Annotated in this window: 22 protein-coding genes; 11 read left to right on the top strand and 11 right to left on the bottom strand. The window is 70.5% G+C overall.

Annotated elements, in window-relative coordinates:
• Window positions 1–21 precede the first annotated feature (21 nt).
• Window positions 22–1,332: an FAD-binding oxidoreductase gene (locus QSK17_RS20050; protein WP_285706454.1), complete on the top strand. Its 1,311-nt coding sequence runs from the start codon at window positions 22–24 to the stop codon at window positions 1,330–1,332.
• 305 nt (window positions 1,333–1,637) lie between these two features.
• On the opposite strand, the gene QSK17_RS20045 is transcribed toward QSK17_RS20050, so the two are convergent.
• The gene (locus QSK17_RS20045; RefSeq protein WP_285706453.1) at window positions 1,638–3,317 is read right to left on the bottom strand and encodes a TlrC/CarA/OleB/SrmB family ABC-F type ribosomal protection protein; all 1,680 of its coding nucleotides are present in this window, start codon (window positions 3,315–3,317) and stop codon (window positions 1,638–1,640) included.
• Between the two features lie 329 nt (window positions 3,318–3,646).
• Between QSK17_RS20045 and QSK17_RS20040 the strand changes: the two genes are divergently transcribed.
• The 4 genes from QSK17_RS20040 to QSK17_RS20025 all read left to right on the top strand — a co-directional run bounded on the left by QSK17_RS20040 (window position 3,647) and on the right by QSK17_RS20025 (window position 7,408).
• A complete protein-coding gene (locus QSK17_RS20040; protein WP_285706452.1) occupies window positions 3,647–4,717 on the top strand; it encodes a metallophosphoesterase family protein in 1,071 nt (356 codons plus the stop codon).
• A 159-nt stretch (window positions 4,718–4,876) separates the two neighbouring features.
• Entirely contained in the window at window positions 4,877–5,812 is a 936-nt protein-coding gene (locus QSK17_RS20035) for an ABC transporter ATP-binding protein (protein ID WP_285706450.1), read from the top strand.
• A 1-nt stretch (window position 5,813) separates the two neighbouring features.
• Entirely contained in the window at window positions 5,814–6,584 is a 771-nt protein-coding gene (locus QSK17_RS20030; RefSeq protein WP_285706448.1) for an ABC transporter permease, read from the top strand.
• Window positions 6,584–7,408 carry an ABC transporter permease gene (locus QSK17_RS20025; RefSeq protein ID WP_285706446.1) on the top strand — a complete coding sequence of 275 codons (825 nt, stop codon included), beginning with the start codon at window positions 6,584–6,586 and terminating at the stop codon, window positions 7,406–7,408. The genes QSK17_RS20030 and QSK17_RS20025 overlap by 1 nt, the downstream gene beginning before the upstream one ends.
• Window positions 7,409–7,470: 62 nt before the next feature.
• On the opposite strand, the gene QSK17_RS20020 is transcribed toward QSK17_RS20025, so the two are convergent.
• Complete coding sequence (locus QSK17_RS20020) at window positions 7,471–8,499, bottom strand: helix-turn-helix transcriptional regulator (protein WP_285706445.1); 1,029 nt, start codon at window positions 8,497–8,499, stop codon at window positions 7,471–7,473.
• A gap of 63 nt (window positions 8,500–8,562) precedes the next feature.
• Between QSK17_RS20020 and QSK17_RS20015 the strand changes: the two genes are divergently transcribed.
• On the top strand, window positions 8,563–9,036 hold the full coding sequence (locus QSK17_RS20015) for a VOC family protein (protein WP_285706444.1): 474 nt from the start codon (window positions 8,563–8,565) through the stop codon (window positions 9,034–9,036).
• A gap of 194 nt (window positions 9,037–9,230) precedes the next feature.
• Window positions 9,231–9,965: a DUF2786 domain-containing protein gene (locus tag QSK17_RS20010; RefSeq protein WP_285706443.1), complete on the top strand. Its 735-nt coding sequence runs from the start codon at window positions 9,231–9,233 to the stop codon at window positions 9,963–9,965.
• A gap of 66 nt (window positions 9,966–10,031) precedes the next feature.
• On the opposite strand, the gene QSK17_RS20005 is transcribed toward QSK17_RS20010, so the two are convergent.
• The 4 genes from QSK17_RS20005 to QSK17_RS19990 all read right to left on the bottom strand — a co-directional run bounded on the left by QSK17_RS20005 (window position 10,032) and on the right by QSK17_RS19990 (window position 14,316).
• Window positions 10,032–10,784 carry an amino acid ABC transporter ATP-binding protein gene (locus QSK17_RS20005; RefSeq protein ID WP_285706566.1) on the bottom strand — a complete coding sequence of 251 codons (753 nt, stop codon included), beginning with the start codon at window positions 10,782–10,784 and terminating at the stop codon, window positions 10,032–10,034.
• 86 nt (window positions 10,785–10,870) lie between these two features.
• A complete protein-coding gene (locus tag QSK17_RS20000; RefSeq protein WP_285706442.1) occupies window positions 10,871–11,779 on the bottom strand; it encodes an amino acid ABC transporter permease in 909 nt (302 codons plus the stop codon).
• A 1-nt stretch (window position 11,780) separates the two neighbouring features.
• The gene (locus QSK17_RS19995) at window positions 11,781–12,734 is read right to left on the bottom strand and encodes an ABC transporter substrate-binding protein (RefSeq protein WP_285706441.1); all 954 of its coding nucleotides are present in this window, start codon (window positions 12,732–12,734) and stop codon (window positions 11,781–11,783) included.
• 13 nt (window positions 12,735–12,747) lie between these two features.
• On the bottom strand, window positions 12,748–14,316 hold the full coding sequence (locus QSK17_RS19990; protein WP_285706440.1) for an amidohydrolase: 1,569 nt from the start codon (window positions 14,314–14,316) through the stop codon (window positions 12,748–12,750).
• A gap of 109 nt (window positions 14,317–14,425) precedes the next feature.
• Between QSK17_RS19990 and QSK17_RS19985 the strand changes: the two genes are divergently transcribed.
• Both QSK17_RS19985 and QSK17_RS19980 read left to right on the top strand, forming a co-directional pair.
• A complete protein-coding gene (locus tag QSK17_RS19985; protein ID WP_285706439.1) occupies window positions 14,426–15,301 on the top strand; it encodes a LysR family transcriptional regulator in 876 nt (291 codons plus the stop codon).
• Between the two features lie 203 nt (window positions 15,302–15,504).
• Window positions 15,505–16,686, top strand: coding sequence for an amidase (locus tag QSK17_RS19980; protein WP_285706565.1), 1,182 nt, complete (start codon window positions 15,505–15,507; stop codon window positions 16,684–16,686).
• Window positions 16,687–16,715: 29 nt separating this feature from the next.
• On the opposite strand, the gene QSK17_RS19975 is transcribed toward QSK17_RS19980, so the two are convergent.
• Window positions 16,716–16,856 carry a hypothetical protein gene (locus tag QSK17_RS19975; protein WP_285706438.1) on the bottom strand — a complete coding sequence of 47 codons (141 nt, stop codon included), beginning with the start codon at window positions 16,854–16,856 and terminating at the stop codon, window positions 16,716–16,718.
• Window positions 16,814–17,875, bottom strand: coding sequence for an Lrp/AsnC family transcriptional regulator (locus QSK17_RS19970; RefSeq protein WP_285706437.1), 1,062 nt, complete (start codon window positions 17,873–17,875; stop codon window positions 16,814–16,816). Before QSK17_RS19970 ends, QSK17_RS19975 begins: the two co-directional genes overlap by 43 nt.
• Before the next feature lie 134 nt (window positions 17,876–18,009).
• Here QSK17_RS19970 and cuyB point away from each other — a divergent pair, with 134 nt between their 5' ends.
• A complete protein-coding gene (gene cuyB, locus QSK17_RS19965) occupies window positions 18,010–18,786 on the top strand; it encodes a cysteate racemase (protein ID WP_285706436.1) in 777 nt (258 codons plus the stop codon).
• Window positions 18,787–18,793: 7 nt separating this feature from the next.
• On the opposite strand, the gene QSK17_RS19960 is transcribed toward cuyB, so the two are convergent.
• The 3 genes from QSK17_RS19960 to QSK17_RS19950 all read right to left on the bottom strand — a co-directional run bounded on the left by QSK17_RS19960 (window position 18,794) and on the right by QSK17_RS19950 (window position 21,332).
• A complete protein-coding gene (locus QSK17_RS19960; protein ID WP_285706435.1) occupies window positions 18,794–19,141 on the bottom strand; it encodes a DUF952 domain-containing protein in 348 nt (115 codons plus the stop codon).
• A 9-nt stretch (window positions 19,142–19,150) separates the two neighbouring features.
• Window positions 19,151–19,984 (bottom strand): putative protein N(5)-glutamine methyltransferase, encoded by an 834-nt coding sequence (locus tag QSK17_RS19955; RefSeq protein ID WP_285706434.1) that lies wholly within the window; start codon window positions 19,982–19,984, stop codon window positions 19,151–19,153.
• Window positions 19,985–20,282: 298 nt separating this feature from the next.
• Complete coding sequence (locus QSK17_RS19950) at window positions 20,283–21,332, bottom strand: helix-turn-helix transcriptional regulator (RefSeq protein WP_285706433.1); 1,050 nt, start codon at window positions 21,330–21,332, stop codon at window positions 20,283–20,285.
• A 173-nt stretch (window positions 21,333–21,505) separates the two neighbouring features.
• Here QSK17_RS19950 and QSK17_RS19945 point away from each other — a divergent pair, with 173 nt between their 5' ends.
• Entirely contained in the window at window positions 21,506–21,967 is a 462-nt protein-coding gene (locus tag QSK17_RS19945; RefSeq protein ID WP_061253105.1) for a cupin domain-containing protein, read from the top strand.
• Window positions 21,968–22,033 lie beyond the last annotated feature (66 nt).

Below are 22,033 nucleotides of genomic sequence, written 5' to 3'. Positions count from 1 at the left end.
GAACTCGAAAAGGAGACGACGATGACGATCAACGATCTGCGCGGTGTCCTCAAGGGGCGCGTGCTCCTGGCCGATGACGACGGCTTCGAACAGGCGGCCACCGCGTGGAATCTGACCGTCAAGCAGCCGGTGGCGGCCGTGGTGGAGGCCGCGGATGCCGATGACGTGGCGGCGCTCGTGCGTTACGCGCGGCGGGCGGGTATGACGGTGACCGCGCAGCCGAGCGGGCATGGCGCCTCGGGTGATGTGGAAGGCCTGATCCTGTTGCGTACCGGTCTGCTGAACGAGGTGGAGGTACGCGCGGAGGAGCGCATTGTCCGGGTGGGCGCGGGCGCGAAGTGGGGGCAGGTGCTGGCGGCGGCCGGTCCGCTGGGTCTGACCGGCCTGTCCGGTAGCGCGCCGGGAATCAGCGTGACCGGCTACACCCTGGGCGGTGGGGTCGGCTGGTTCAGCCGCAAGTACGGCTTCGGCTCCGACAGCGTGCGGGCTGTCGACATCGTGGACGCTCATGGCGAGCCGGGCCGGGTGACCGCCGAGTCTGATCCCGAGCTGTTCTGGGCGCTGCGCGGCGGTGGCGGGGACTTCGCGGTGGTGACCGCCCTCGAACTCGAACTGTATCCCGTGCCAGTCCTGTACGGCGGGCGCGTGATCTGGCCTGAGCACCGGACCAGGGAGGTGTACGACGCGTTCCTGGAGATCACCGCCGAGGCGCCGCGTGAACTCAGTGTCTGGATCAACCGGCTCCAGCCACCCGGCGCGTCGCCGATGGTGACGCTGGATCTGGCCTACCTCGGTGAGGCGGCTCAGGGGGAGGACCTGCTGGGGCGCATCGACAAGATCGAGGGCGCGATCTCCGACAGCCGCGGCGTCGTCCCGGTTGCCAACCTGGGTGACATCGCCGCCGAGCCCACCGATCCGGCCCCATCCATCGCTCGCGCGGAGCTACTCACCGGCCTGGACGCGGACGCGGTGGAGCGCCTGCTGGCCAAGTCGGTCGAACCGCTCATCAACGTGCAGATCAGGCACCTGGGCGGAGCGCTCGCCGAGCTGGACGGCGGGGCCGGTGCGAGTGGCGCGGTGGCTGAGCCGTACCTGCTCGGCTTGGTGGGTCTCGGCCTGCCGCACGCGGCCGATGCGACGCGCGCCAAGCAGGCCGAGGTCGTGGCCGACCTGGAGGCCTACATCAGCGGCCGCAAGCCGTACACCGTACTGTCCCCCGGTGACACGGCGGCGCAGTCCTTCTCCGGCAGCGCGCTCGCGCGGCTGCGGGAGATCAAGCGGGCCCGTGACCCGCACAACGTGTTCCGTGCGAACTACCCGGTGCTCGGATAGATCGATTCCCAGCAGGTCACGGCCCCTCCACCCACCGGGACGGCGGGGCCGCACCGAACCCGCGTGGCAGATGACGCCGCGAGCACTGTGATGGACACACCCACACAGGAGGGAGTCGCACAATGAGGGGTTTGCCAATCTGACTTGACTGGCCACGGGGTTGGCCTGTCGGGGTTTGCGACCTTGAGATCGTCTTCCGGTGTCAGGGGTACTCGCCGGAGAGCTTTCAAGATCGACTCATGGCCGGTTTTACCCGTATCTCGGTTGGACCCGTATCCGGCCGTACGCCCGTCCTTCCTGTCGGGTCAGGTGACCTGGAACTCGGCGACACGGCCATCGCGCAGGGTCAAGTGGGACCCGGTGAACCGGGACCGCATCCGGCGATCGTGCGTGACGACCACCAGTGCGCCCTGGTAACCCGCCAGCGCCTGTTCCAGCTCCTCGACGAGCGCGGGAGACAGGTGGTTGGTGGGCTCGTCGAGCAGGAGCAGGTCCACCGGTTCGCTCACCAGCCGGGCCAGCTCGATCCGGCGCCGCTGCCCGTAGGAGAGCTCCCCCACCCGCAGGCGCAGGTCGGCCGGGCGGAACAGGCCGAGCGAGAGCAGCGTCTCGATGTGCTCGTCCAGATCGCCGCCCCGTCCCTGGGCGAACGCCTGCGGGACGGTCATCCGGGGCGGCCATGGCGCCTCCTCCTGCCGCAGATGTCCCACCCGCCCGGGAACGCGTACCGATCCGGTGTCCGGCCGCAGCTCTCCGGCCAGGACCCGCATGAGCGTGCTCTTGCCCGCGCCGTTGGGCCCGGTCACCAGCAGCCGTTCATCCGGCCGGATGCGCAGGGACGGTACGCGGAGCCGGTCCCCGACGCGCACGTCGGCGAGCTCGGCCGCGGCGGCCACGGCGGTCGCGCCCTCCGCGTCCGAAACAGCGTCGAGACCCGTGTCGGTGCGCGCGGTGGTGATGGGGGCGGTGAAGACGAGCGGATCGGGAGGCGGTGCGACCGGGTTACAGGTCAGCCGCTCGACCCGCTCCTTGGCGTTGCGGATCCGGCCCATCGCGCCGTGCCCGCGTCCACGTGCCCGGAACGGCCCCGCGGCGAAGACGGCGAGCGGCAACTTGCGCGGGATGTCGTCCAGCCGCGCCGCGTTGGCGGTGACCAGCCGCCGGTTGCGGGCCACCTCGGCACGCCAGTCCGCGTACTCCTGCAGCCGCCGCCGGCGCTCCGCGGCCTTGGCGGCGAGGTACCCGTCGTAGCCGTCCCCGTATCGGGACACCCTGCCGGAGTCGACCTCCAGGATCGTGGTGGTGAGCCGTTCCAGGAACACCCGGTCGTGGGTGACCGCGACCACGGTGCCGCGATGCCCGCGCAGATGCGCCTCCAGCCAGCTCACGGCCTGGTCGTCCAGGTCGTTGGTCGGCTCGTCGAGCAGCAGCAGCTCGGGCTCCGACGCCAGCGTGGCGGCCAGCGCCAGGCGGGACCGCTCGCCGCCGGAGAGGGTGCCGAGCGGCCTGCCGCGCTCCAGACCCGGCAGGCCGAGCCCGTGCAGCGCGATGTCCACCCGGGCGTCGGCTTCGTAGCCGCCGCGGGCCTCGTAGCGTGCGACCAGCCCGGCGTAGGCCTCCAGGGTGGAATCGAGCTCCGCGCCCGTCCGCGCCTTCAGCTCGGCTTCGGCCCGGCGCATCCGTGTTTCGAGATCGCGGAGGTCTGCCAGGGCCAGGTCCACGGCGTCCTGGACGAAGGCGTCGAGCGGGAGCTCCAGCGTCTGGGCGAGGTAGCCGACGCCGCCGGGCGCCACCACGGTCAGCTCGCCGTTGTCGGCTCGCTCATGCCCGGCGAGGAGCTTGAGAAGCGTGGACTTCCCCGAGCCGTTGTCCCCGATGACGCCGACCTTCTCGCCCGGTTTGACGGTGAAGGAGACCTGGTCGAGCACGATGTGATCGTCGTAGCGCTTGGTGATGGTGTGTAGAGCAAGTTGTGCGGTACGCATGAAAGGCGTCCCCCTGTTCTCGGCCGGGCCGATCGGAACGGATCGATGACGCATCCGCGCGCACGGCACGCCTCACAGGCGAACTCAGTGGAGGAGTCGGCGCACGGGTGGAAGCGGCGACGGCGGAGCGAAGCTCGACGCGGTCGCGCGCCCGGCGATCACAGGGAACCCATGCCGAGGACCTTACGTGATCTAGGGTGTCAGCTGTCAAGCTGATTAACGGCGTTCCGGGTTGTCCGTTTCCGTGCGCGTTTGCCACGATGCCGGGAGACGTCCCATGGTCCATCGGCATGGTTCCGTCATGATCGCTCACCCCACGGGAGACAGCCGTGTCCCTGCATCTTCCCGACCCCGACCCTCGCTCCACGCCCCGATCGCGGTCCGGACGCCGCGGCCGGTTCGGCCTGCTCGCCGCCGCCCTGGCCCTGCTCGCCGGCCTGTTCGTGATCGCTGAGCGCGCGGCCGGCGGCTCGAACCTCGACAAGCTGACCGTGACCCCGGGCGGGACGGCCTCCCCGTCGCCGCCGCCGTCACCCTCGACCTCCCCGTCGCCGCCGCCGTCACCCTCGACCTCACCGTCGACTTCGCCGTCCCCTGGCGGTGCGTTCACCGTGGTGGCGGCGGGCGACATCGCGGCGCAGTGCACCGCGAGATCCAGCTCCTGCGCCCACCCCAAGACGGCCGCCCAGGTCCAGGCGATCAACCCGGCGTTCGTCATCACCATGGGTGACAACCAGTACGACCGCGGCACCATCCACGATTTCCGGAAGTACTACGACACCACCTGGGGCAAGTTCAAGAAGAAGACCCGCCCCTCTGCGGGCAACCACGAGAGCTACGACCCGGCCGGGTTCGAGGCGGGCTACAAGTCCTACTTCGGGGCGATCGCGTTCCCGAAGGGCAAGAGCTGGTACAGCTACGACCGGGGCAACTGGCACTTCATCGCCCTGGACTCCAACATCTTCGACCAGACGGCGCAGATCAACTGGCTCAAGGCCGACCTCGCCGCCACCACCAAGGGCTGCGTTGCCGCGTACTGGCACCACCCCCTGTTCAGCTCCGGAGAGCACGGCAACGACCCGGTCAGCCGGCCCGTCTGGCAGATCCTTTACGACGCCAAGGCCGACCTCGTGCTCAACGGGCACGACCACCACTACGAGCGGTTCGCGCCGCAGGACCCCTCGGGCAAGGCCGACGCCAACGGCTTGGTGGAACTGCTGGGTGGCATGGGCGGCGCGGTCTCGTACAAGATCAAGAACGTGCAGCCCAACAGCCGGTTCCGGCTCAGCGGCACGAACGGCGTCGTGAAGCTGACGTTCACCGACAGCACCTACTCCTGGCAGCTGATTGGCGCCGACGGCAAGGTGAAGGACTCCAGCCCGACCTACACATGCCACTGATGTACGTACGGGCGACCCGGTGGCCCCGGCCGGCGGCGGTGCCTCGCGACTGCTGCCGCGCGACACCGCCTCCCCCGCGTGGCGCGTAGGGCGCGTGGGGCGCTGGGGCGCGAAAACCTGTTGCGGAAATGTCGGTGCGGTTCACTAGTGTCTCGGCACGTGGCTGAGCAACCATTGATCTTCGCGCGTGACCTGGTCAAGCGCTTCGGCGACTTCACCGCCGTCAAGGGCATCGACGTGGAGGTCGCGCCGGGCGAGGCGTTCGGTTTCCTCGGGCCCAACGGGGCCGGCAAGTCCTCCACCATGCGGATGATCAGCTGTGTTTCCGCGCCGACCTCCGGCGAGCTGCGCATCCTGGGAATGGACCCAGTGCGCGACGGCACCAAGATCCGCGCCCGGCTGGGCGTCTGCCCCCAGCTGGACAACCTCGATCCCGACCTGTCGGTCCGGGAGAACCTCACGACCTACGCCCGCTATTTCGGGCTCTCCCGCGCCGAGGGGCGCCGGCGGGCCGACGAGCTGCTGGAGTTCGTGCAACTCTCGGATCGCGCGGGCAGCATGGTCGAGCCGCTGTCCGGGGGCATGAAACGCCGGCTGACGATCGCCCGGGCCATGATCAACGAGCCTGACATCGTGCTGCTCGACGAGCCCACCACCGGCCTCGACCCGCAGGCCAGGCACCTGCTGTGGGAGCGGCTGTTCCGGCTCAAGCAGCGCGGCACCACCCTCGTGCTGACCACGCACTACATGGACGAGGCCGAGCAGCTGTGCGACCGGCTCGTGGTCATGGACGGCGGCAAGATCGTCGCGGAGGGCTCGCCTCGGTCGTTGATCGAGACGTACTCCACGGCCGAGGTGGTCGAGCTGCGTTTCCCCGACGGCCTCGACTTCAACGCCGACTACGCCGCCAAGCTCGGCGGGATCGGCGAGCGGGTGGACCCGCTGCCCGACCGGGTCCTGCTGTACGCCGACGACGGCGACGCGGCGGTGGCCGAGGTGCAGCGGCGCGGCCTGGTCCCCTCCAGCGTGCTGGTCCGCCGCTCCACGCTGGAGGACGTGTTCCTGCACCTCACCGGCCGGACGCTGGTGGACTGACATGGCCATGGGAACCGTTCACCCCAGCATCGCCGTTCTGGAACGGCACCTGACGCTGTACCGCCGGCTGTGGCGGGCGTCGGTGTTCTCCTCGTTCGTCCTGCCGGTGCTCTTCGTGGTCAGCATCGGCATCGGGGTCGGCGGTTACATCGGCTCCGTGCAGGGCGTCGACTACCTGTCCTGGATCGTCCCTGGGGTGGTCGCCTCGACCGCCTTCCAGATGGCGGTCGGCGAGTCGACGTACTCCGTGCTCGGCGACTTCAAGTGGGTCCGCGCCTACCATGCGATGCGGGCGACCCCGGTCCGGCCGAACGACATCGTCACCGGCCACCTGCTCTACCTGCTGTTCCGGGTGACGACCGCCGTCCTGGCGTTCCTGATCGTCGTGCTGTTGTTCGGCGCCCTGCACTCGCCGTGGACGGTGGCGGTTCCGCTCGTCTGCGCGCTGCTGACGGTGGCCGCCGCCGCGCCGGTCATGGCGTTCGCGGCCAGCATCGAGAGCGACAGCCACTTCGCGCTGCTGTTCCGCTTCGTGGTGATCCCCTCGTCACTGTTCTCGGGCGTCTTCTTCCCCGTCGAGCAGCTCCCGGCGCTGGTGCGGCCGGTGGCGTACGTCTCACCGCTGTGGCACGCCGTGGAGCTGTGCCGTTCGGCCACGCTCGGGGTCGCGCCACCCTGGCCGGTCGCCGCCCATGTGGGCTGCCTGCTGCTGTGGGCCGTCGCGGGCACGGTGCTCGCCGCGTACCGGTTCCGTCGAAGGCTGGAGGACTGATGCTGACCACTCTGGCGGCCAGACGGTCGGGGCGGATCACCCGGGCCGGGATCTCCCCCGCCCGCGTCGGCGCCGTCATCGGCCGCAACGTCGGCGCGCTGCGATCCGGCCCGTCCTACTGGGTCGTGCTCGTGTCCGGGTTCTTCGAGCCGCTGCTCTACCTGCTGTCCATCGGGGTCGGAGTCGGCGCGCTGGTCGGTGACCTGACGGTCGGCGGGCGGACCATGTCGTACGCCGCGTTCGTCGCCCCGGCGATGCTCGCGGTGTCGGCGATGTCGGGAGCGCTGGCCGAGACGACGTTCAACGTCTTTTTCAAGATCAAATACGCGAAGACGTATGAGGCGGTGCTGGCAACGCCGGTGCGGCCGATGGAGATCGCGTTCGGCGAGCTGGCATGGGCGACCGTCCGCGGCTCCCTCTACACCGGGATCTTCCTGGGCGTCATGGTGGCGCTCGGCCTGGCCTCGGTGGGTGGCGCGCTGGCCGCCTTTCCGGCGACCGTCCTGGTGAGCCTGGCCTTCGGCGCGGTGGGCCTGGCGATCAGCACGCTGATGCGCGGCTGGCAGGACTTCGACCTGCTGACCACCGGCCAGTTCGCGTTGTTCCTGTTCTCCGGCACGTTCTCCCCGGTGCATAACTACCCGGCCTGGATGGAGGTCCTGATCCAGGTCACCCCGCTCTACCACGCGGTCGAGCTGGTGCGCGGGCTGTGCCTGGGCACGTACGAGCTGGGCCTGGTCGGCCACGCCGCCTACCTCATCGCGATGGTGACGGCCGGGTTGTGGTTCGCCGCGCGCCGCATGGAACGCCTCCTCTGTCGCTGATGTCCCCGCCCCTCGGTGTCAACCGGGCCCACGCCGTCGGTGGGCCCGGTTGCCACCCGGCCTCAGGGCGCGCTGACTGCCGGGGGGCCTGTCGTACCGCCGGGCGGCGGAGTGTTTTGAGCAGGCCACCGAGGATCTCCCTCTGGTACTGGAGTTCCTGCAGCGCGCGTGAGGCGGGCGGCCAGCGCGTGCAGGTGCGCGGCGAGCTCGGTCGGCTCGTGCACCTCGAACTCACACCCCAGAGCCAGCAGGTGGAAGGCGAGCCAGTCCAGGGTGTCGCCGTGCATGTGCAGCCGGCAGCGCTCCCCGTCGATCGGGGCGACCTCGCCCAGCGCCCTGATCGCCTCCGTGGGCCGGGTGTGCAGCGTGACGACAGCCTCGTACGTGGGGGCGAGCGAGTAGAGCTTCTCGGCGACGTACGCGGCGGCGTCCCCGGCGGGCGGCTCACGCGGCGTGACCCTGGCGCCCGTCGCCCGCAGGTCGGCGATGCGGTCGATGCGGAAGGTCCGCCAGTCGTCGCGGTCACGGTCGTGCCCGAGTAGGTACCAGCGCCGCCCGGCCGCGACGAGGCGGTGTGGGTCGACCAGCCGCTCGCTGCTCGTGCCGTCGTTCGCCAGGTACCCGAATCGGACTCGTTCCCGGTTCGCCACGGCCGCCGCCAGCGTGGTGAGCCGCTCGGGATTGACCTGCGGCCCGCCCTCTGCGGGCAGCGGGACGGTGGCGCCGCCCAGTGACCTGACCCGGTAGCGCAGGCGGGACGGCAGTACCTGCTCCAGCTTGGCCAAGGCGCGTACCGACGCCTCCTCGATGCCCTGGACCGGGTTCCTGGCGGCGGTGGACAGGCCGACCGCGATGGCCACCGCCTCCTCGTCGTCCAGCAGGAGCGGCGGCATTGCCGTGCCCGCGACCAGCCGGTATCCGCCGGCCACGCCCATGGTGGCCTCGACCGGGTAGCCGAGGTCGCGCAGGCGCTCGATGTCGCGCCGGATCGTACGGCGGCTGACCCCGAGGCGCTCGGCCAGCTCGCTGCCAGGCCACTCGCGCGGGGTCTGGAGCAGCGACAGCAGGGCCAGGAGGCGGGACTCGGTCATGGATCCCAGCGTATGTGTGCATATAGGACGAGATCTGACCTACTTGCGAAATAGCCTCCAGCAATGAACATTCCAGAGGGCTACACCACCGCCACGCCGTGGATCATCGGGCACGACACCGCAGGGCTCATCGACTACCTCAAGGCCGCGTTCGACGCCGTCGAACTGGCCAGGGTGGTCGATGACGAGGGACGTATCGGGCACGCGGAGGTGCGGATCGGCGACGGGGTGGTGATGATGTTCGACGCGGCTTCCCACTGGCCGCCCACCCCGGCCTTCCTTCGCCTGTACGTCCCCGACGCCGACGCCGCCCACCGCCGCGCCGTCGAGGTGGGCGGGACGTCGGTGACCGAGGTCACGCACCTGTTCTGGGGCGACCGGGTGGGGCGGGTACGCGACCCATTCGGCAACCTGTGGTGGATCCAGGCCCGCGTCGAGGAGGTCTCGCCGGAGGAGATGGAGCGCCGCATGAGCGACCCTGTGTTCACGAAGGCGATGGAGTACGTCCAGGGCGCGGACTTCTTCCCTGGCCGATGAGACGGGTGATCGTCGGGGCGGGGAAGAGCATCAGGTAGAGGAACTGCTGGCCGCGTTACTCAGATGCGGTTTGGCGGCTCATCGCACGTTTCTTAACGGCACCCCGTATGGGCGGCCCGTGCGGGGTCTGTAACTGTCGGTAGCGTCCCGTAGCGTTGCGCCTGTTGTCGTCGGCATTGGAAGGGATGGCCACCGTGAACGAGATTCCCGAGCGCAAGTTGGAGCTGATCCGAAAGCTCCTCGCGGTGGCCGAGCATCCCAACACCGGTGAGGCCGAGGCGGCGGTCTATCTGGAGAAGGCGTGCGCTCTCATGGCGGCGTATGGCATCGAGCAGGCCGTTTTGGCCGACGCGGGGCGGGTGCGTGACGAGGTCGATCACCTGACCATCGAGGTGGGCAACCCCTACCAGCCGGACCGGCGGGCCCTGCTGGCGGGCGTGGCCGCCGCGCTGCGCTGCCGGACGATCTACCGCAAGACCGGGTCGGTGTCGCGGGTGCAGGTCGTGGGCTACCGCTCCGATTTGGACCTGGTGGAGATGCTGTTCACCTCGCTCTGCCTGCAGATGGCGTCCGGCGTCCTTCGGGTCGCCGTCCCGCCCGGCCACACCACGATCAGCTACCGCAAGAGCTGGATGGCCGGATACGTCAACCGCGTCTGCGAGCGGCTGCGCGCCGCGGAGAGCGCGGCCGTCAGAGACGCCGAGCGAGCGACGACGCCGGCCGCCGGGCGCTCGACCGACCTGGTGCTGCGCGACCGCGCCGCCCAGGTCGGGCGGGTCTATGAGCAGATGTTCCCCAACGTGCGTCGGGCCGGTCGGCGGGCGTTGAGCGACTGGTCGGGCTGGGCCGGAGGCCGGGCCGCCGGAGATCGCGCCGATCTCGGCGGCTCCCGCCTCGGCGCGCCGCCCCAGGCCTCGATCGGCCGCTGACTAGCTGTACTGCCCAGGCCGGTTAGGCACGGCTGATGGGTGGCTGTCCTTTCAGCGCGGTGTGGCCTAGGGTTCCTGGCGTTCCTTCTGGTTGCGCACGCTGGACAGGAACGCCCTGGTCCGTTCGTGGGCGGGGTTGGCCAGGAGTTCACGGGGCCGGCCTCGCTCGACGACCACGCCGTCGGCGAAGAAGGTCAGCCAGTCGCCGACCTCCCTGGCGAAGGCGATCTCGTGGGTCACCACGACCATCGTCATCCCCTCGGCGGCCAGGCCCTTCATGACCTCCAGCACCTCGTCGACCAGCTCCGGGTCCAGCGCGGAGGTCGGCTCGTCGAACAGCATGAGCTCGGGGTTCATCGCCAGCGCCCTGGCGATGGCCACCCGCTGCTGCTGGCCGCCGGAGAGCTGGTGGGGCCGCTTGTGCGCGTGGGCGGCCAGGCCCACCCGCTCCAGGTGCTCCATCGCCAGCGACCGCGCCCGGTCCGCCGGAGCGCCCAGGACGTGGACGGGGCCGCAGGCGACGTTCTCCAGCGCGCTGTGGTGGGCGAACAGGTTGAAGCGCTGGAACACCATGCCGATGTTCCTGCGGAAGGCGGCGAACTCCTTGGGCGTCCAGGGGCGGTATCTGCCGTCGCGCAGGGTGTGGCCGACCTCCTCGCCGAGCACCCGCAGGCTGCCGCCGAGCACCGGCTCCAGGCCGTTCATGCACCGCAGGAACGTGGACTTGCCCGAGCCCGACGGGCCGATGAGGCAGCTCACCTCGCCGGGGGCCACGGCGAAGTCCACGCCGTTGAGCACCTGCACGTCGCCGTAGCTCATCCGAACGCCCGAGGCCCGCACAACCGGCTCGATGCCGGACGCCGCGCCGGACTGGCCGCCGGGCTCCGCGGACTCCACGCCGGGGTTCACGCGGCCGCCTTCGGCAGGATCCTGGCCGCCAGGCCGCCGCCGCGTACCAGCCGTACGGCGTCGGAGCCGAAGCGGCGCTCAAGCCTGCCCTGCAGGAAGGTCGCCACGGCGGTCATGAGCATGTACCACAGGCTCGCCACGATCAGCAGCTCCATGATCCGGTTGTTCGCCTTGTAGATCTGGCTGGCGTTGGTCATCAGGTCGTGCCCGGCGACCACGTAGACCAGCGATGTGGTCTTCAGCATCGAGATGAACTCGTTTCCGGTCGGCGGGATGATGATGCGCAACGCCTGCGGCAGCACGATGACCCGCATCCGCTTGGCCGGCGTCATGCCCAGCGCGTACGCCGCCTCGGTCTGGCCGTGGTCCACCGCCTGGATCCCGGCGCGTACGGTCTCGGCGAAGTAGGCCGCCAGGTTCAGCCCCAGCCCCAGCATGGCCGAGGTGAAGCCGGTCATCACCTGGTTGGTGTCCCACTTGAGGCCGATCATGGTGAACGGGATCTTGAGCACCAGCTCGGGGAAGAGGAAAGCCAGGTTGTACCAGAAGATGAGCTGCACCAGCACCGGCGTGCCGCGGAAGAACCAGATGTAGCCCGAGGCCAGCGCGCTCAGCACGGGGTTGTGCGCCAGTCGCATGACGGCGACCAGCACCCCCAGGACCAGCCCGAGGGCCGTCGCCAGCACGGAGATCTCGATGGTGACCCAGACCCCGGACAGGATCCGCTCGTTGAACAGGTACTCGGCGACCTTGCCCCAGTCGAGGCGCGGGTTGACCACGACCAGGTAGACCAGCCAGCCCGCGATCACGAGCGCGACGGCCGCGGACAGCCAGCGGCCCCAGTGCAAGGTACGGGCGACGGGCACCGGCGTGCCGGACGGGCCGGTGATCGGTTCGGTGCGCACGTCACTTACCGCCGTTGACCACGGCCGACTCGACGGCCAGCGCGTCCAGGTTCCACGCCTTGAGCAGCTTGCCGTACTCGCCACTCTTGATGAGGGAGTCGAGCGCGCCCTTGACGGAGTCGATGAGCTGCGCGTTGTCCGGCTTCATCCCGATCCCCCAGGGAGCCGCGGTGCCTTCGAGGGTGATCGCCTCCATCGCGAGCTTGGGGTCGGCGGACTTGTACGCGGCCACCACGTAGTCGGTGATGGTGGCCTGCGCGCGGCCGTTGCCCACCTGGAGCATGGCCTCCGTGTCGCCGGGGAACTTAAGGATGTCCATGGCCGGCTTGCCGTCCTTCTTGCAGTCAGCGTCGTAGCTCTCGGCCAGCTCCATCGAGGAGCCGTTGTCGACGACGGACACCGTCTTGCCGCACAGGTCCTTGGGCCCGGTGATGCCCGCGGGGTTGCCGGTCTTGACCAGCATCCCGGCGCCCGCCTGCACGTAGTCGACGAAGGTGACCTGGCCCTGCCGTTCGGGGTTGTCGGTCATCGAGGAGATGACGAAGTCGTAGCGGCCGGTGAGCACGCCGGGGATCTGCGAGTTGAACTCCTCGTCGGTGATGGTCACCGTGACGCCGAGCTTCCTGGCGATGGCTCTGGCCAGCGCGGGGTCGAAGCCGATCGGCGTCTTGCCGTCGCTCGCGAACAGCTCCATCGGCGGGTAACCGATGGACGAGACGACCTTCAGGCCGCCGGACTTCAGGCTCGCCGGCGCCTTGGCCGCGAGGTCCCCGTCGGGGGTGATGGCGTTGATGACGTCGGCCGCCTTCTCCTCGGCGGGAGCCTGGTCGAGGGTGACGGCCGGCGCCGAGGCCGCCGCGTCAGAGTCGCCGCCGTCGAGGGACTGAGCGCCACAGGCGGCGGTCGCGGCCAGCAGCCCGCCGACGGCGAGCGTGGTGAGGATCCGGGTGTTCAACGGGGGTGCTCCTTCAGGTTCGCTGCCAGCGGACTTCGCCGCCGACGACGGTCGTCATGACCTTGGTGCGCAGCACCGCGTCCGGCGACTCCCGGTAGGGGTCGGTGTCCACCGCGATGAAGTCGGCGAGCTTGCCGGGCGCGAGGACGCCCTTGTGGTCCTCCTCGCCGGCGGCGTAGGCCGCGCCCAGGGTGTGGGCGGTGACGGCTTCGGCCATGCTCAGCCGCTGCTCTGGCTGCCAGCCACCGGCGGGGGTGCCGTCGGTGCGGGTACGGGTGACCGCGGCGTAAAGCGCGGCGAAGGGGTTGGGGTGCTCGACGGGGGCGTCGGAGCCGAAGGCCAGCGCGACGCCGGCGTTCAGCATCCCGCGCCAGGCGTAGGAGGCCAGCTCGTGGCCGGCCAGCAGGGAGTCGACCAGGTCGATGTCGCTGGTGCAGTGCACGGGTTGCATCGAGGCGGCGATGCCCAGCCTGGCCATCCTGGTCAGGTCGCCGGGCCGCAGGTGCTGGGCGTGTTCGATGCGGTGCCGCAGCCCCGCCGTGCGGCCGACGGCCTCGTAGGCGTCGATCACCAGGTGGTTGGCCTGGTCGCCGATGGCGTGCGTGGCGATCGCGATGCCGGCCTCCGCGGCCCTGGCGAACAGCCTGAGCAGGTCCTCGTACGGCGTGACCGCGATGCCCACGTTGCCCTGCTCGCCGGCGAAGGACTCGCTCATGTGGCAGGTGTGCGAGCCCAGCGCCCCGTCGCTGAAGATCTTCACGGGGCCGGTGCGGAACCAGTCGTCGCCCTGCCCGGTGCGGCGGCCCTCGGCGATGGCCGCCTCCAGATAGATCATCGGGATCGCCTTGTGCACGCGCAACTTCAGCTCGCCGGCCTCGCGCAGTTCCAGGTAGGCGGCCCGGCAGTCCTCGCCGTCGATGTCGTGCACGCTGGTCAGGCCGAGTGCGAGCAGCTCCTCCTGCGCGGCGCGGAGCTGGTCGCGCAGGTCGGCGGAGACCATGAGGTCGCGCAGCGGGTAGGAGGCCGACTCGCGCAGGATGCCGGTTGGCTCCCCGGTCGCGTCCCTGACGATCTCGCCGCCCACCGGGTCGGGGGTGCGGGCGTCGATGCCGGCCAGCCGCAGGGCCGCCGAGTTGGCCCACACCGTGTGGCCGTCCACGCTGGGCAGCGCGACCGGCAGTTCGGGACAGACCGAGTCCAGCGCGTACCTGTCCGGCTGTGCCGGCGGGTCCCAGGTGTTGCTGTTCCACCGGCCGCCGAACAGCCAGGCGCCCGGTCGCAGCCGTGCCGCGTGCGCGGCCACCCTGGCCAGCGCGTCGTCCAGTGAGCGCACGTCGCGCAGGTCCACCGCGTCCAGGCTCTGGGCGTACTGCGCGGTGTGGATGTGGGCGTCGTAGAGCCCGGGGAGCACCGCGGCGCCCTCCAGGTCGATCAGCTCCGCCCCGGGGCCCGCGGTCTCGCGCACCTCCGCCTCGCCGCCGACGGCCAGCAGTCGCTCGCCGTCCACGGCCATTGCCTGGGCCAACGGGTTGCCGCTGTCTCCCGTACGGATGGCGGCGTTGCGGTACACGCGGATGCTCATGTGACTCTCAAGGGCTCGGGTGAAGGTGGCCATCACTGTAGGAGTGGCCGAAAGAAGTCGGAAGCGCTATAAACACGACATTTAGCACCCCTGAGAGCAAGGAACTCTGATGCTCAAGCCGGAACAGCTGCGTACCCTCCGCGAGGTCGTTCAGTTGGGGTCCTTCGCCGCCGCCGCCAACCGGCTCGGTTACACCTCATCGGCCGTCTCCCAGCAGATGGCCGCACTGGAGCGGCAGATGGGTGTGAAGTTGTTCGACCGTTCCGCCCGCAGTGTGCTGCCCACCAGCGCCGCCGAGGCGCTGGCCAGGCACGCGGAGGTCGTGCTCAGCGACATCGAGCGCTTGGTCGCCACCGTGCAGGCCGTACACAGGAACAGCGAGCGGCAGATCCACCTGGGCGTCTTCCCCAGCTTCGCCGACGTGCTGACCGGCGTCCTGCGGCGGATGAAGCCCGAGGACCGTGCCGGCATCAGAGTCTCCATCGCCGAGTCCTCCCAGCTCATCCCGCGTCTGGGTGCCGGTGGCGAGATGGACGCGGCGATCGTCTACCAGGTGGGCAACTCCGGCCTGTCATGGCCCTCGACGCTGGGCCGGCGGTGGATCGCCGAGGATCGCTACAAGGTCGTCCTCCCGCGCGGCTGGCCCGACCTGGCGCCCTACCGGGTGGAGCAACTCGTCGACCTGCCGTGGATCATGCACCACCCGGGCAGCAGCGACGCCTTCTTCTTCGACAGCGTGTTCGCCCGCTGGAACCTGCACCCCCGGGTGGCCTGCCACTCCGACGACTTCAAGATCACGATGGCCATGATCGAGGCGGGGATGGGCGCGGCGCTCGTCCCCGACCTCGCGCTGCGCGGGCACGGCCGGGACGTCGTGGTCGCCGACGTGCCGTGGGTGAACACCAGCCGCAGCATCTTCACTCTTGTCCGCCCCGACCGCGAGACCGCCCGCCTGCGGGCCCTGCTGGACGCGCTCGCGGTCTGACCGATTCCGACAATTCCTCGACTCGATGTCTTTCCGCCGAGTGCCGTGACCGGAAAGGTTTGCCCGGAGAGGCACTGACTCGACGGCGAACAGCAGATCTGTCAGCATGTGCCGGATCACGGGCGCGGCGGTGACGCCCTTCGCGCAGGTAGCCACCGACCGGCTTCACTTCGGCCGAGGTAGGCATGAGGAGATCCTTGAGCATGGAACGTGAGGCGGCGATCGCCAGGTCCGCCGAGGCCATACGCCTCCACAGCGGGCACAACATCCTCATCGAGTCCGGTGCCGAGCCGGTCATCGACCGGCTCGCACGCCGCGACCGGCCGGTACCCGCCACACCGCCAGAGCTGTGGGCCTGGACGTTCGTGGTCAAGGACATGATCGACGTCGCCGGGCTCCCCACGACCCGCGGATCCGCCCTGTACGGGACCGAGGAGGCGCTGACCAGCGCGCCGTGCGTCGAGCGGCTGGAGCGCGCGGGAGCACTCCTGGTCGGGAAGACGAACCAGCACGAGTTCGCCTGGGGCGTCACGAGCGAGAATCCCCACTGGGGCGATGTACGCAACCCGCGCCATGAGCACCTGGCCCCGGGCGGGTCGAGCGGCGGCACGGCGGCGGCGCTGGCCGCCGGGATCGCCCGGTTCGGCCTCGGCACGGACACCGGCGGCTCGGTGCGGATCCCGGCGGCCTGCTGCGGCGTGGTCGGACTCCGCCCAAGGCTCGGCGCCGTTCATGCCGAGGGGGTCGCGCCTCTCGCCCCGATGTTCGACGTGGTCGGGCCGATGGCCACGTCGGTCGCCGACTGCGCGCTGGTGTGGCAGGTGCTCTCCGGGGAGACCGCCGCCCCACCGCCCTCGCTGTCGGGGCTGGTCGTCGGCGTCGCCGAGGGATGCGAACAGGCCGGGGACTTCGCTGACCTGGGCGCCGAGGTGCGCGAGATCGCCCTGCCGTACGACATCCTCTCCTCGTACTGGACGATCGTGGGCGCGCAGGCCCGGCGCACCCACGAGGCCACGTACCCGAGGAACGCCGCGAGCTACAGCGCGGGCGTGCGGCGGAAGCTGGACGGCGCCGCCGGGATCGGCCATCGGGAGTACCGCAGGGCCCGCGAGGAGCTCGCGGCCGTCCGGGCCGGGTTCTCGGCGCAGATGTCCGGCGTCGACGTCCTGCTCACGCCGACGCTCGGTGGGCCCGCGCCCCGGGTCGGATGCGACGAGGCCGCCATCCGCGGTGAGGTCGGCCGGATCACGTCCGTCGTGTCCGCTCTCGGCCTGCCCGCGCTGGCCATCGGAGATCTGCAGGTCGTGGGGCGCAGCGAGGTCGACGTGCTGCGGGTAGGCCTGTGCTGGGAGGCCCGTGGAGGCGCGATCCCCGCGCCGCGCTGACCGTCAGCGCCGAACCTCAGCGCCGAACCTCAGCGCCGAACCTCAGCGCCGAACGTCAGCGCCGCGCCGAACGTCAGCGCCGCGCCGAACGTCAGCGCCGCGCCGAACGTCAGCGCCGCGCCGAACGTCAGGAACGTCCGGAACGACTGACACGCGGCGACAGGCTCCACGGGTCCACCGGGACGACGCCCACGGAGCGACCGAAGGGGTCCAGGACCCGTCCATAGAGCTTCGACTGCCTCAGGACGATCTGCCGGTCGGCGACGCTCACGTAGGGGAACCGCTCTTCGAGGCGCACCACCAGCGGGTGCAGGTCGGAGACCGCGTGCAGGCCGACGGTGAGGAGCATGTTGCGGGACCCCGCGAGCGCCGCGCACGTCCGTGTCTCCGGCCAGTCGAGCAGTGCCCGGCCCGTCTCCTCCAGCAGGCCGTCCGGCATCCGCAGCCACAGCACCGCCGAGGAGTGCCAGCCCGCGTGCGAGCGGGCCAGGTCGCAGCGGAAGTCGATGTCGCCGGTCGCGACCAGGCGTGACAGCCTGCGCTGCACCGTACGCTCGGACGTGCCGACCGCGCCCGCGAGATCGGAGTAGCCGGCGCGGCCGTCCGCGAGCAGGGCCTTGAACAGGAGCCGGTCGGTCTTGTCCATCTGCCTGGTGGACACCGGCGGAGCGGGCCGCCTGGCCAGCGTGCCGGCGGCTCGGGGTGACAACACGCGCAGCCGCCAGCGGCAGGAGGCCTCGAAGACGCGTGTGGCGACATGGGTGCGCACCTTCGTCACGCCGGGCACCCGCGGCAGGTCCGTGAGCAGGTAGTCCGCCAGAGCCGTCGTCGACGCGGCGGCGGCGATCACGAACAGGTCGTGACCGGCGGCGACGTGCTGAACGGTGATGAGGTGCCCCGCCGTCGCGAGCGTGTCCGCCACCTCGACCGCCGTCCCGGCCTCGCAGTCGATCTCCAGGAACGCCATGCTCATCGCGTGCATCTGGCGCTGCCCCAGAGCAGCCGTGGTCCACGCCTCCCCTGCGCTGTTGAGCCGCTGCCAGCGCCGCGCCGCCGTCACAGGATCCGCGCCGATCGCCGCCCCCACGTCCACCCAGCTCGCCCGTGGGTTGATCTGGAGGGCGTCGATGAGCTCGAGGTCGGTCTCCGACAGCAGCCGGGAGCGCTGCTCGATGTCGGAATCCTGCATATTTACCCCATTGGTGGCGCATTGCTGCGTCTGGACATTGGCGACAACTTATACCTCGATCCTTGTGCGGGCGGCCGCCCCTGACTCGGCCCTGGCTCGGCCCTGGCTGCCCGCGAAGGAGAGGACGCCACTCGATGACTCGGTCCCGCGACCGCGAACTGGTATCGGCCGGGGGGCGGGTGGTCGATCCCACATCAGGACTGGACGCGCGGTGCCCGGTGAGAGCGCCCCGGCTGGTCGGCGTCCTGGGCGGCATGGGCCCGGCGGCCACCGTCGACTTCTACGGCAAGCTCGTGGAGGAGACGGCGGCCACCTGCGACCAGGGGCACGTGCCCGTCGTCATCTGGGGTGATCCCCGTGTCCCCGACCGTTCCCTGAGCTTGCTCGGCGGCGGTGAGGACCCGACCCCGTACCTGCGGCGCGGCATCGAGGCGCTGAAGCAGGCGGGGTGCGAGGTGCTCGCCGTGCCCTGCAACACCGCCCATGCCTTCGTCCCGCGCCTGGCGGACGAGGCAGGGCTGGAGCTGGTGAGCATCATCGAGGTCACGGCCGACGCCCTCGCCGCCGACGGTGTCCGCGCGGCCGGTGTGCTGGCCACCTCGGGCACTCTGTACGCGGGCCTGTACGCGGAGGCCTTGCGGCGGCGCGGCGTTGTGGCGATCGAGCCGGACGAGCCCGGCCAGCGGCAGGTCATGGCGGCCATCGGCGCCGTCAAGAGCGGTGGTGCCCGACCGGCCCACAGGCGGACGCTGGCCGAGGTCGCGCGTTCCCTCGCCGAACGCGGCGCCGAGCGGGTCGTCACCGCGTGCACCGAGCTCGTTCTGGCCCTGGACGGCTCCCGCGTCCCCGTTCCGATCGTCGACCCCGCCCGCCTGCTGGCCCGTCGGGTCGCCGACCTGGCGCTCGGCTGAGGGCCGTTCAGGCGGGCAGCGGTCGGTCCGGTTCCAGATCGAGGGGGAAGTCGGCGACGGCGACGACCGCCTCGACCGGGACCGGTCCGTAGATGTGCGGGAACGCCTCGGCCGAGCCGTCCGGGATCTCGTACCGTACGGGACAGCCGAGCAGGTCCTCGTCGATGGTGAGCAGGACCAGCGGCTCGGTCACCTCGCGGTAGTAGCGGCCGGCCACGCCGCGCGCCTGGCCGGGGCCGGTCGAGGCGTGGATGAAGCCCTCCTCGTCGAGGGTCCGGCCGAGCGTGGAGACGCGGTACTCGCCCCGCTTCATCGCCTCGGTCCAGTCGGCCTCCAGGGCCAGGTGCACGATCATGCGCCGACCCTACCGGGCGCTCGGTCGTCGGGTGTCGGGCGCGTTCGCGGCGGGGGCGGACCAGGTCCCGATGACGGCGGTGGCGTCCAGCTCGTCCGAACCGGCCACGCGCGGGATCAGCCCCGCGCGGGCGACGGCTTCGACGGTCTGCGCCGCCTGACGCTCGCTCGTCTCGACCAGCAGGTGACCCTCCGGTGCGAGCCACAGCGGCGCCTCGGCGATCACCCGTCGTACGATGTCGAGCCCGTCCGCGCCGCCGTCGAGCGCCACCCGGGGCTCGTGAATCCGGGCCTCCGGTGGCAGCAGGCCGATCGCGTCGGTCGGCACGTAAGGTGCGCTGGCGACCAGGACGTCGACGCGGCCTCGCAGAGCGGCGGACAGCGGCGCGTACAGATCGCCCTCGTACACGTGACCCCCGACGGCGGCGAGATTGCGGCGGGCGCATCGCACGGCGACGGGGTCGATGTCCACGGCGTGCAGTTCGACGCGGTCCTCGGCCGCGGCCAGCGCGGCGCCCACCGCGCCGGAGCCGCAGCACAGGTCGACGACGACGGCTCCCGGCCGGGCGAGGGCGGCGGCCTGGCCGATGAGGAACTCGGTGCGGGGGCGGGGGACGAAGACGCCGGGGTCCACGGCTATGCGCAGGCCGCAGAAATCGGCCCAGCCCAGGACGTGTTCGAGGGGCAGTCCCGCGACCCGCCGGTCCACCATGGCGGTGAGATCGGCCGGGGTGCGTGCCGTGGAGACGAGCAACTGTGCCTCGTCCTCGGCGAAGACGCATCCAGCGGCCCGAAGTGTGGCGACGATGACTGACAAGGAATGAAGCGACGGCGAAGCCGACATGGAAGCCTTTCGGGATGCCCGTGGGCGCTCCCGCGGTCGCCTAGGTCAGAGGGACCGCACGGCTGTGAGGTGGGAGCACCCAGCCTGATACAGGGGAATGGGTCTCACCTCCTCGGAACGATCTCTGCCAGAGGCGGCAACGGTATCAGAGCCAGTCTCGGGGTGCACACGGCACCTCACGGAGGCCCGAGAGCGGGGTCTCCCACGTTCGTGGGAAACCCCGCGCGATCTTCTCCGTCTGAGCCCGCCGGGCATGCGCGGCGTCAGCGCCACTGAACTTCCAGCTCCTGTCCCTGGATTAGGAACCGTGGAGACGACTGAGGAGCTGGTTGCGACTGCGCACGCCGACCTTCGTGAAGATCGATTTGAGGTAGTCCTGAACGGTGTAGGCCGACAGATACAACCGATCGGCGATCTCGGCGGTGGAACGGCCCGTGAGGACCTCCTCGCACACCTCTCGCTCTCGCGCGGTCAGGGCGTAGGAGGTCAGCATAATGCCGATCACCTCGTCGGCGGGCACCGGTTCGACGGTGATGAGCACCCGCTCGGCCGGCGAGTCCAGGGCCATCAACTGCGCGGCGCGGAGCGCGACCCAGGTCCCCGAGATGTCACGCATGCGGGCGTACGCCGTGCCCGTAGGGGAACCGGACAGCGTGGCGGCCACCGCCTGCAGTGCAACATCGAGCCAGCCGGGGCGTGTCGCCTGCCAGGCCTCCAGCCATTCGAGGGCGGCGGGCGTCGCGCCCTTGAACTCGCCGCCAGCACCGAGCACGATCACCACCGGGCCGCCGGAGCCCGCACTGGTGCCGGGCATCCTGCTCCTGTTCGCCGTCCGCAGCGCTATGCCGATCAGCGGAGCGGCCGAGGTCAGGAAGTCTGCCTCGGCCGTGGAGAAGTCGGGTCCACCAGGGCCGCGCATCAGGCCGGCGATCCCCCAGCAGGCACCGTCGCTGACAAAGGACGCGCGCAGGTCGAAGGCCACCCCGATGGACTTGTAGAGCTCGTTGAAGCGCCGGCTGCGCACGACCTCGCCGAACGGCAGGTCGGAGAGCCGGCCGATGGGGACCTGCCTCCGCGCCAGGTCGGCGAAGCTGTTGCCGTCAGAAGGGCCGTACTCGATCTCGGCGAACAGCGCCTCCTGCTGTTTCGAGGGGTTGAGGTCGACCGTCACCGAACCGGTGGGCAGCATGGTCTGCGGGTCCACAGCCGCCCAGCAGGTGGCGTCGTACGGCACGACCTTGCCGACCACGTCGATCGCCTCCTGCTGGACGTCGGCCGGGCTCAGGCCGGCCGCCGCGAGGGCGGATAGGGCGCGCTTGGCCTCGCAGGCCCGTGCCTGGTTCACCACGGTCCCATTATCGAAGAGTCCTTCGCCGGCCACCATCCCAGATTTCTGGGGGTGCCGGCCGGGCGAGATCACCCTTCGCGTGGGATGGAGCGCGACCGCACCTGGTTCTTAACGTGAGGGCGCAATGCAGTAGCACCGGGGACTGCAACCCCAGTGCCACAGAAGGAGATTCGATGTCCCAGCAAATTCACCACAGCCTTGCCGGCGAGGGCAGGGAGCTGTTCACGGTCGACAGCACCGCGACGGTGAAGGTCGGCGCGGAGCACACCAATGGTGAGTACGAGTTGTTCGAGATCGACGGCGAGCGAGGTAGCTTCGTCCCGCCGCACCGGCACCCCTGGCCCGAGTCGTACTACATGCTGCACGGCAGGATGTCAGTTCAGGTGGGCTCCAAGCGGTACGAGATGGGCCCCGGCGAGTCGATCACGGTCCCCACTGGTGCCGTGCACACCATCGAGGTGCGCAGCAAGGCCGCGAAGTTCCTGGCTTTCAGCCTGACCGACGGCACCGGAAAGCTCTTCGCCGACCTCGACGCGAACGTTCCCCCCGGGCGCGCGATGGAGGAACTGGCTCCGCTCATCACCGAGATCGCTGAGCGGAACCGGACCAGCTTCATCGGCCGTCCCGCACAGTAACCCTCTCATTCAGGCCGGCCGAGGGAGGCCCCGGCCAGGGGCCTTCCGTCATTCATGGAGGAGATC

The organism is Microtetraspora sp. NBRC 16547, from assembly GCF_030268965.1.
Lineage (GTDB): Bacteria > Actinomycetota > Actinomycetes > Streptosporangiales > Streptosporangiaceae > Microtetraspora.
The sequence above is the reverse complement of the archived record's forward strand: the minus strand, read 5'-3'. Positions and strand labels throughout refer to the sequence as shown.

Coding starts and splice junctions, on each gene's coding strand:
- QSK17_RS19980 (WP_285706565.1), top strand. CDS start 15,505: ATGGAACGTGAGGCGGCGATCGCCAGGTCCGCCGAGGCCATACGCCTC.
- QSK17_RS20005 (WP_285706566.1), bottom strand. CDS start 10,784: ATGAGCTACGGCGACGTGCAGGTGCTCAACGGCGTGGACTTCGCCGTG.
- cuyB (WP_285706436.1), top strand. CDS start 18,010: ATGACTCGGTCCCGCGACCGCGAACTGGTATCGGCCGGGGGGCGGGTG.
- QSK17_RS20025 (WP_285706446.1), top strand. CDS start 6,584: ATGCTGACCACTCTGGCGGCCAGACGGTCGGGGCGGATCACCCGGGCC.
- QSK17_RS19970 (WP_285706437.1), bottom strand. CDS start 17,875: ATGCAGGATTCCGACATCGAGCAGCGCTCCCGGCTGCTGTCGGAGACC.
- QSK17_RS19990 (WP_285706440.1), bottom strand. CDS start 14,316: ATGAGCATCCGCGTGTACCGCAACGCCGCCATCCGTACGGGAGACAGC.
- QSK17_RS20015 (WP_285706444.1), top strand. CDS start 8,563: ATGAACATTCCAGAGGGCTACACCACCGCCACGCCGTGGATCATCGGG.
- QSK17_RS19945 (WP_061253105.1), top strand. CDS start 21,506: ATGTCCCAGCAAATTCACCACAGCCTTGCCGGCGAGGGCAGGGAGCTG.
- QSK17_RS19985 (WP_285706439.1), top strand. CDS start 14,426: ATGCTCAAGCCGGAACAGCTGCGTACCCTCCGCGAGGTCGTTCAGTTG.
- QSK17_RS19960 (WP_285706435.1), bottom strand. CDS start 19,141: ATGATCGTGCACCTGGCCCTGGAGGCCGACTGGACCGAGGCGATGAAG.
- QSK17_RS20050 (WP_285706454.1), top strand. CDS start 22: ATGACGATCAACGATCTGCGCGGTGTCCTCAAGGGGCGCGTGCTCCTG.
- QSK17_RS20020 (WP_285706445.1), bottom strand. CDS start 8,499: ATGACCGAGTCCCGCCTCCTGGCCCTGCTGTCGCTGCTCCAGACCCCG.
- QSK17_RS20045 (WP_285706453.1), bottom strand. CDS start 3,317: ATGCGTACCGCACAACTTGCTCTACACACCATCACCAAGCGCTACGAC.
- QSK17_RS19955 (WP_285706434.1), bottom strand. CDS start 19,984: ATGTCGGCTTCGCCGTCGCTTCATTCCTTGTCAGTCATCGTCGCCACA.
- QSK17_RS20030 (WP_285706448.1), top strand. CDS start 5,814: ATGGCCATGGGAACCGTTCACCCCAGCATCGCCGTTCTGGAACGGCAC.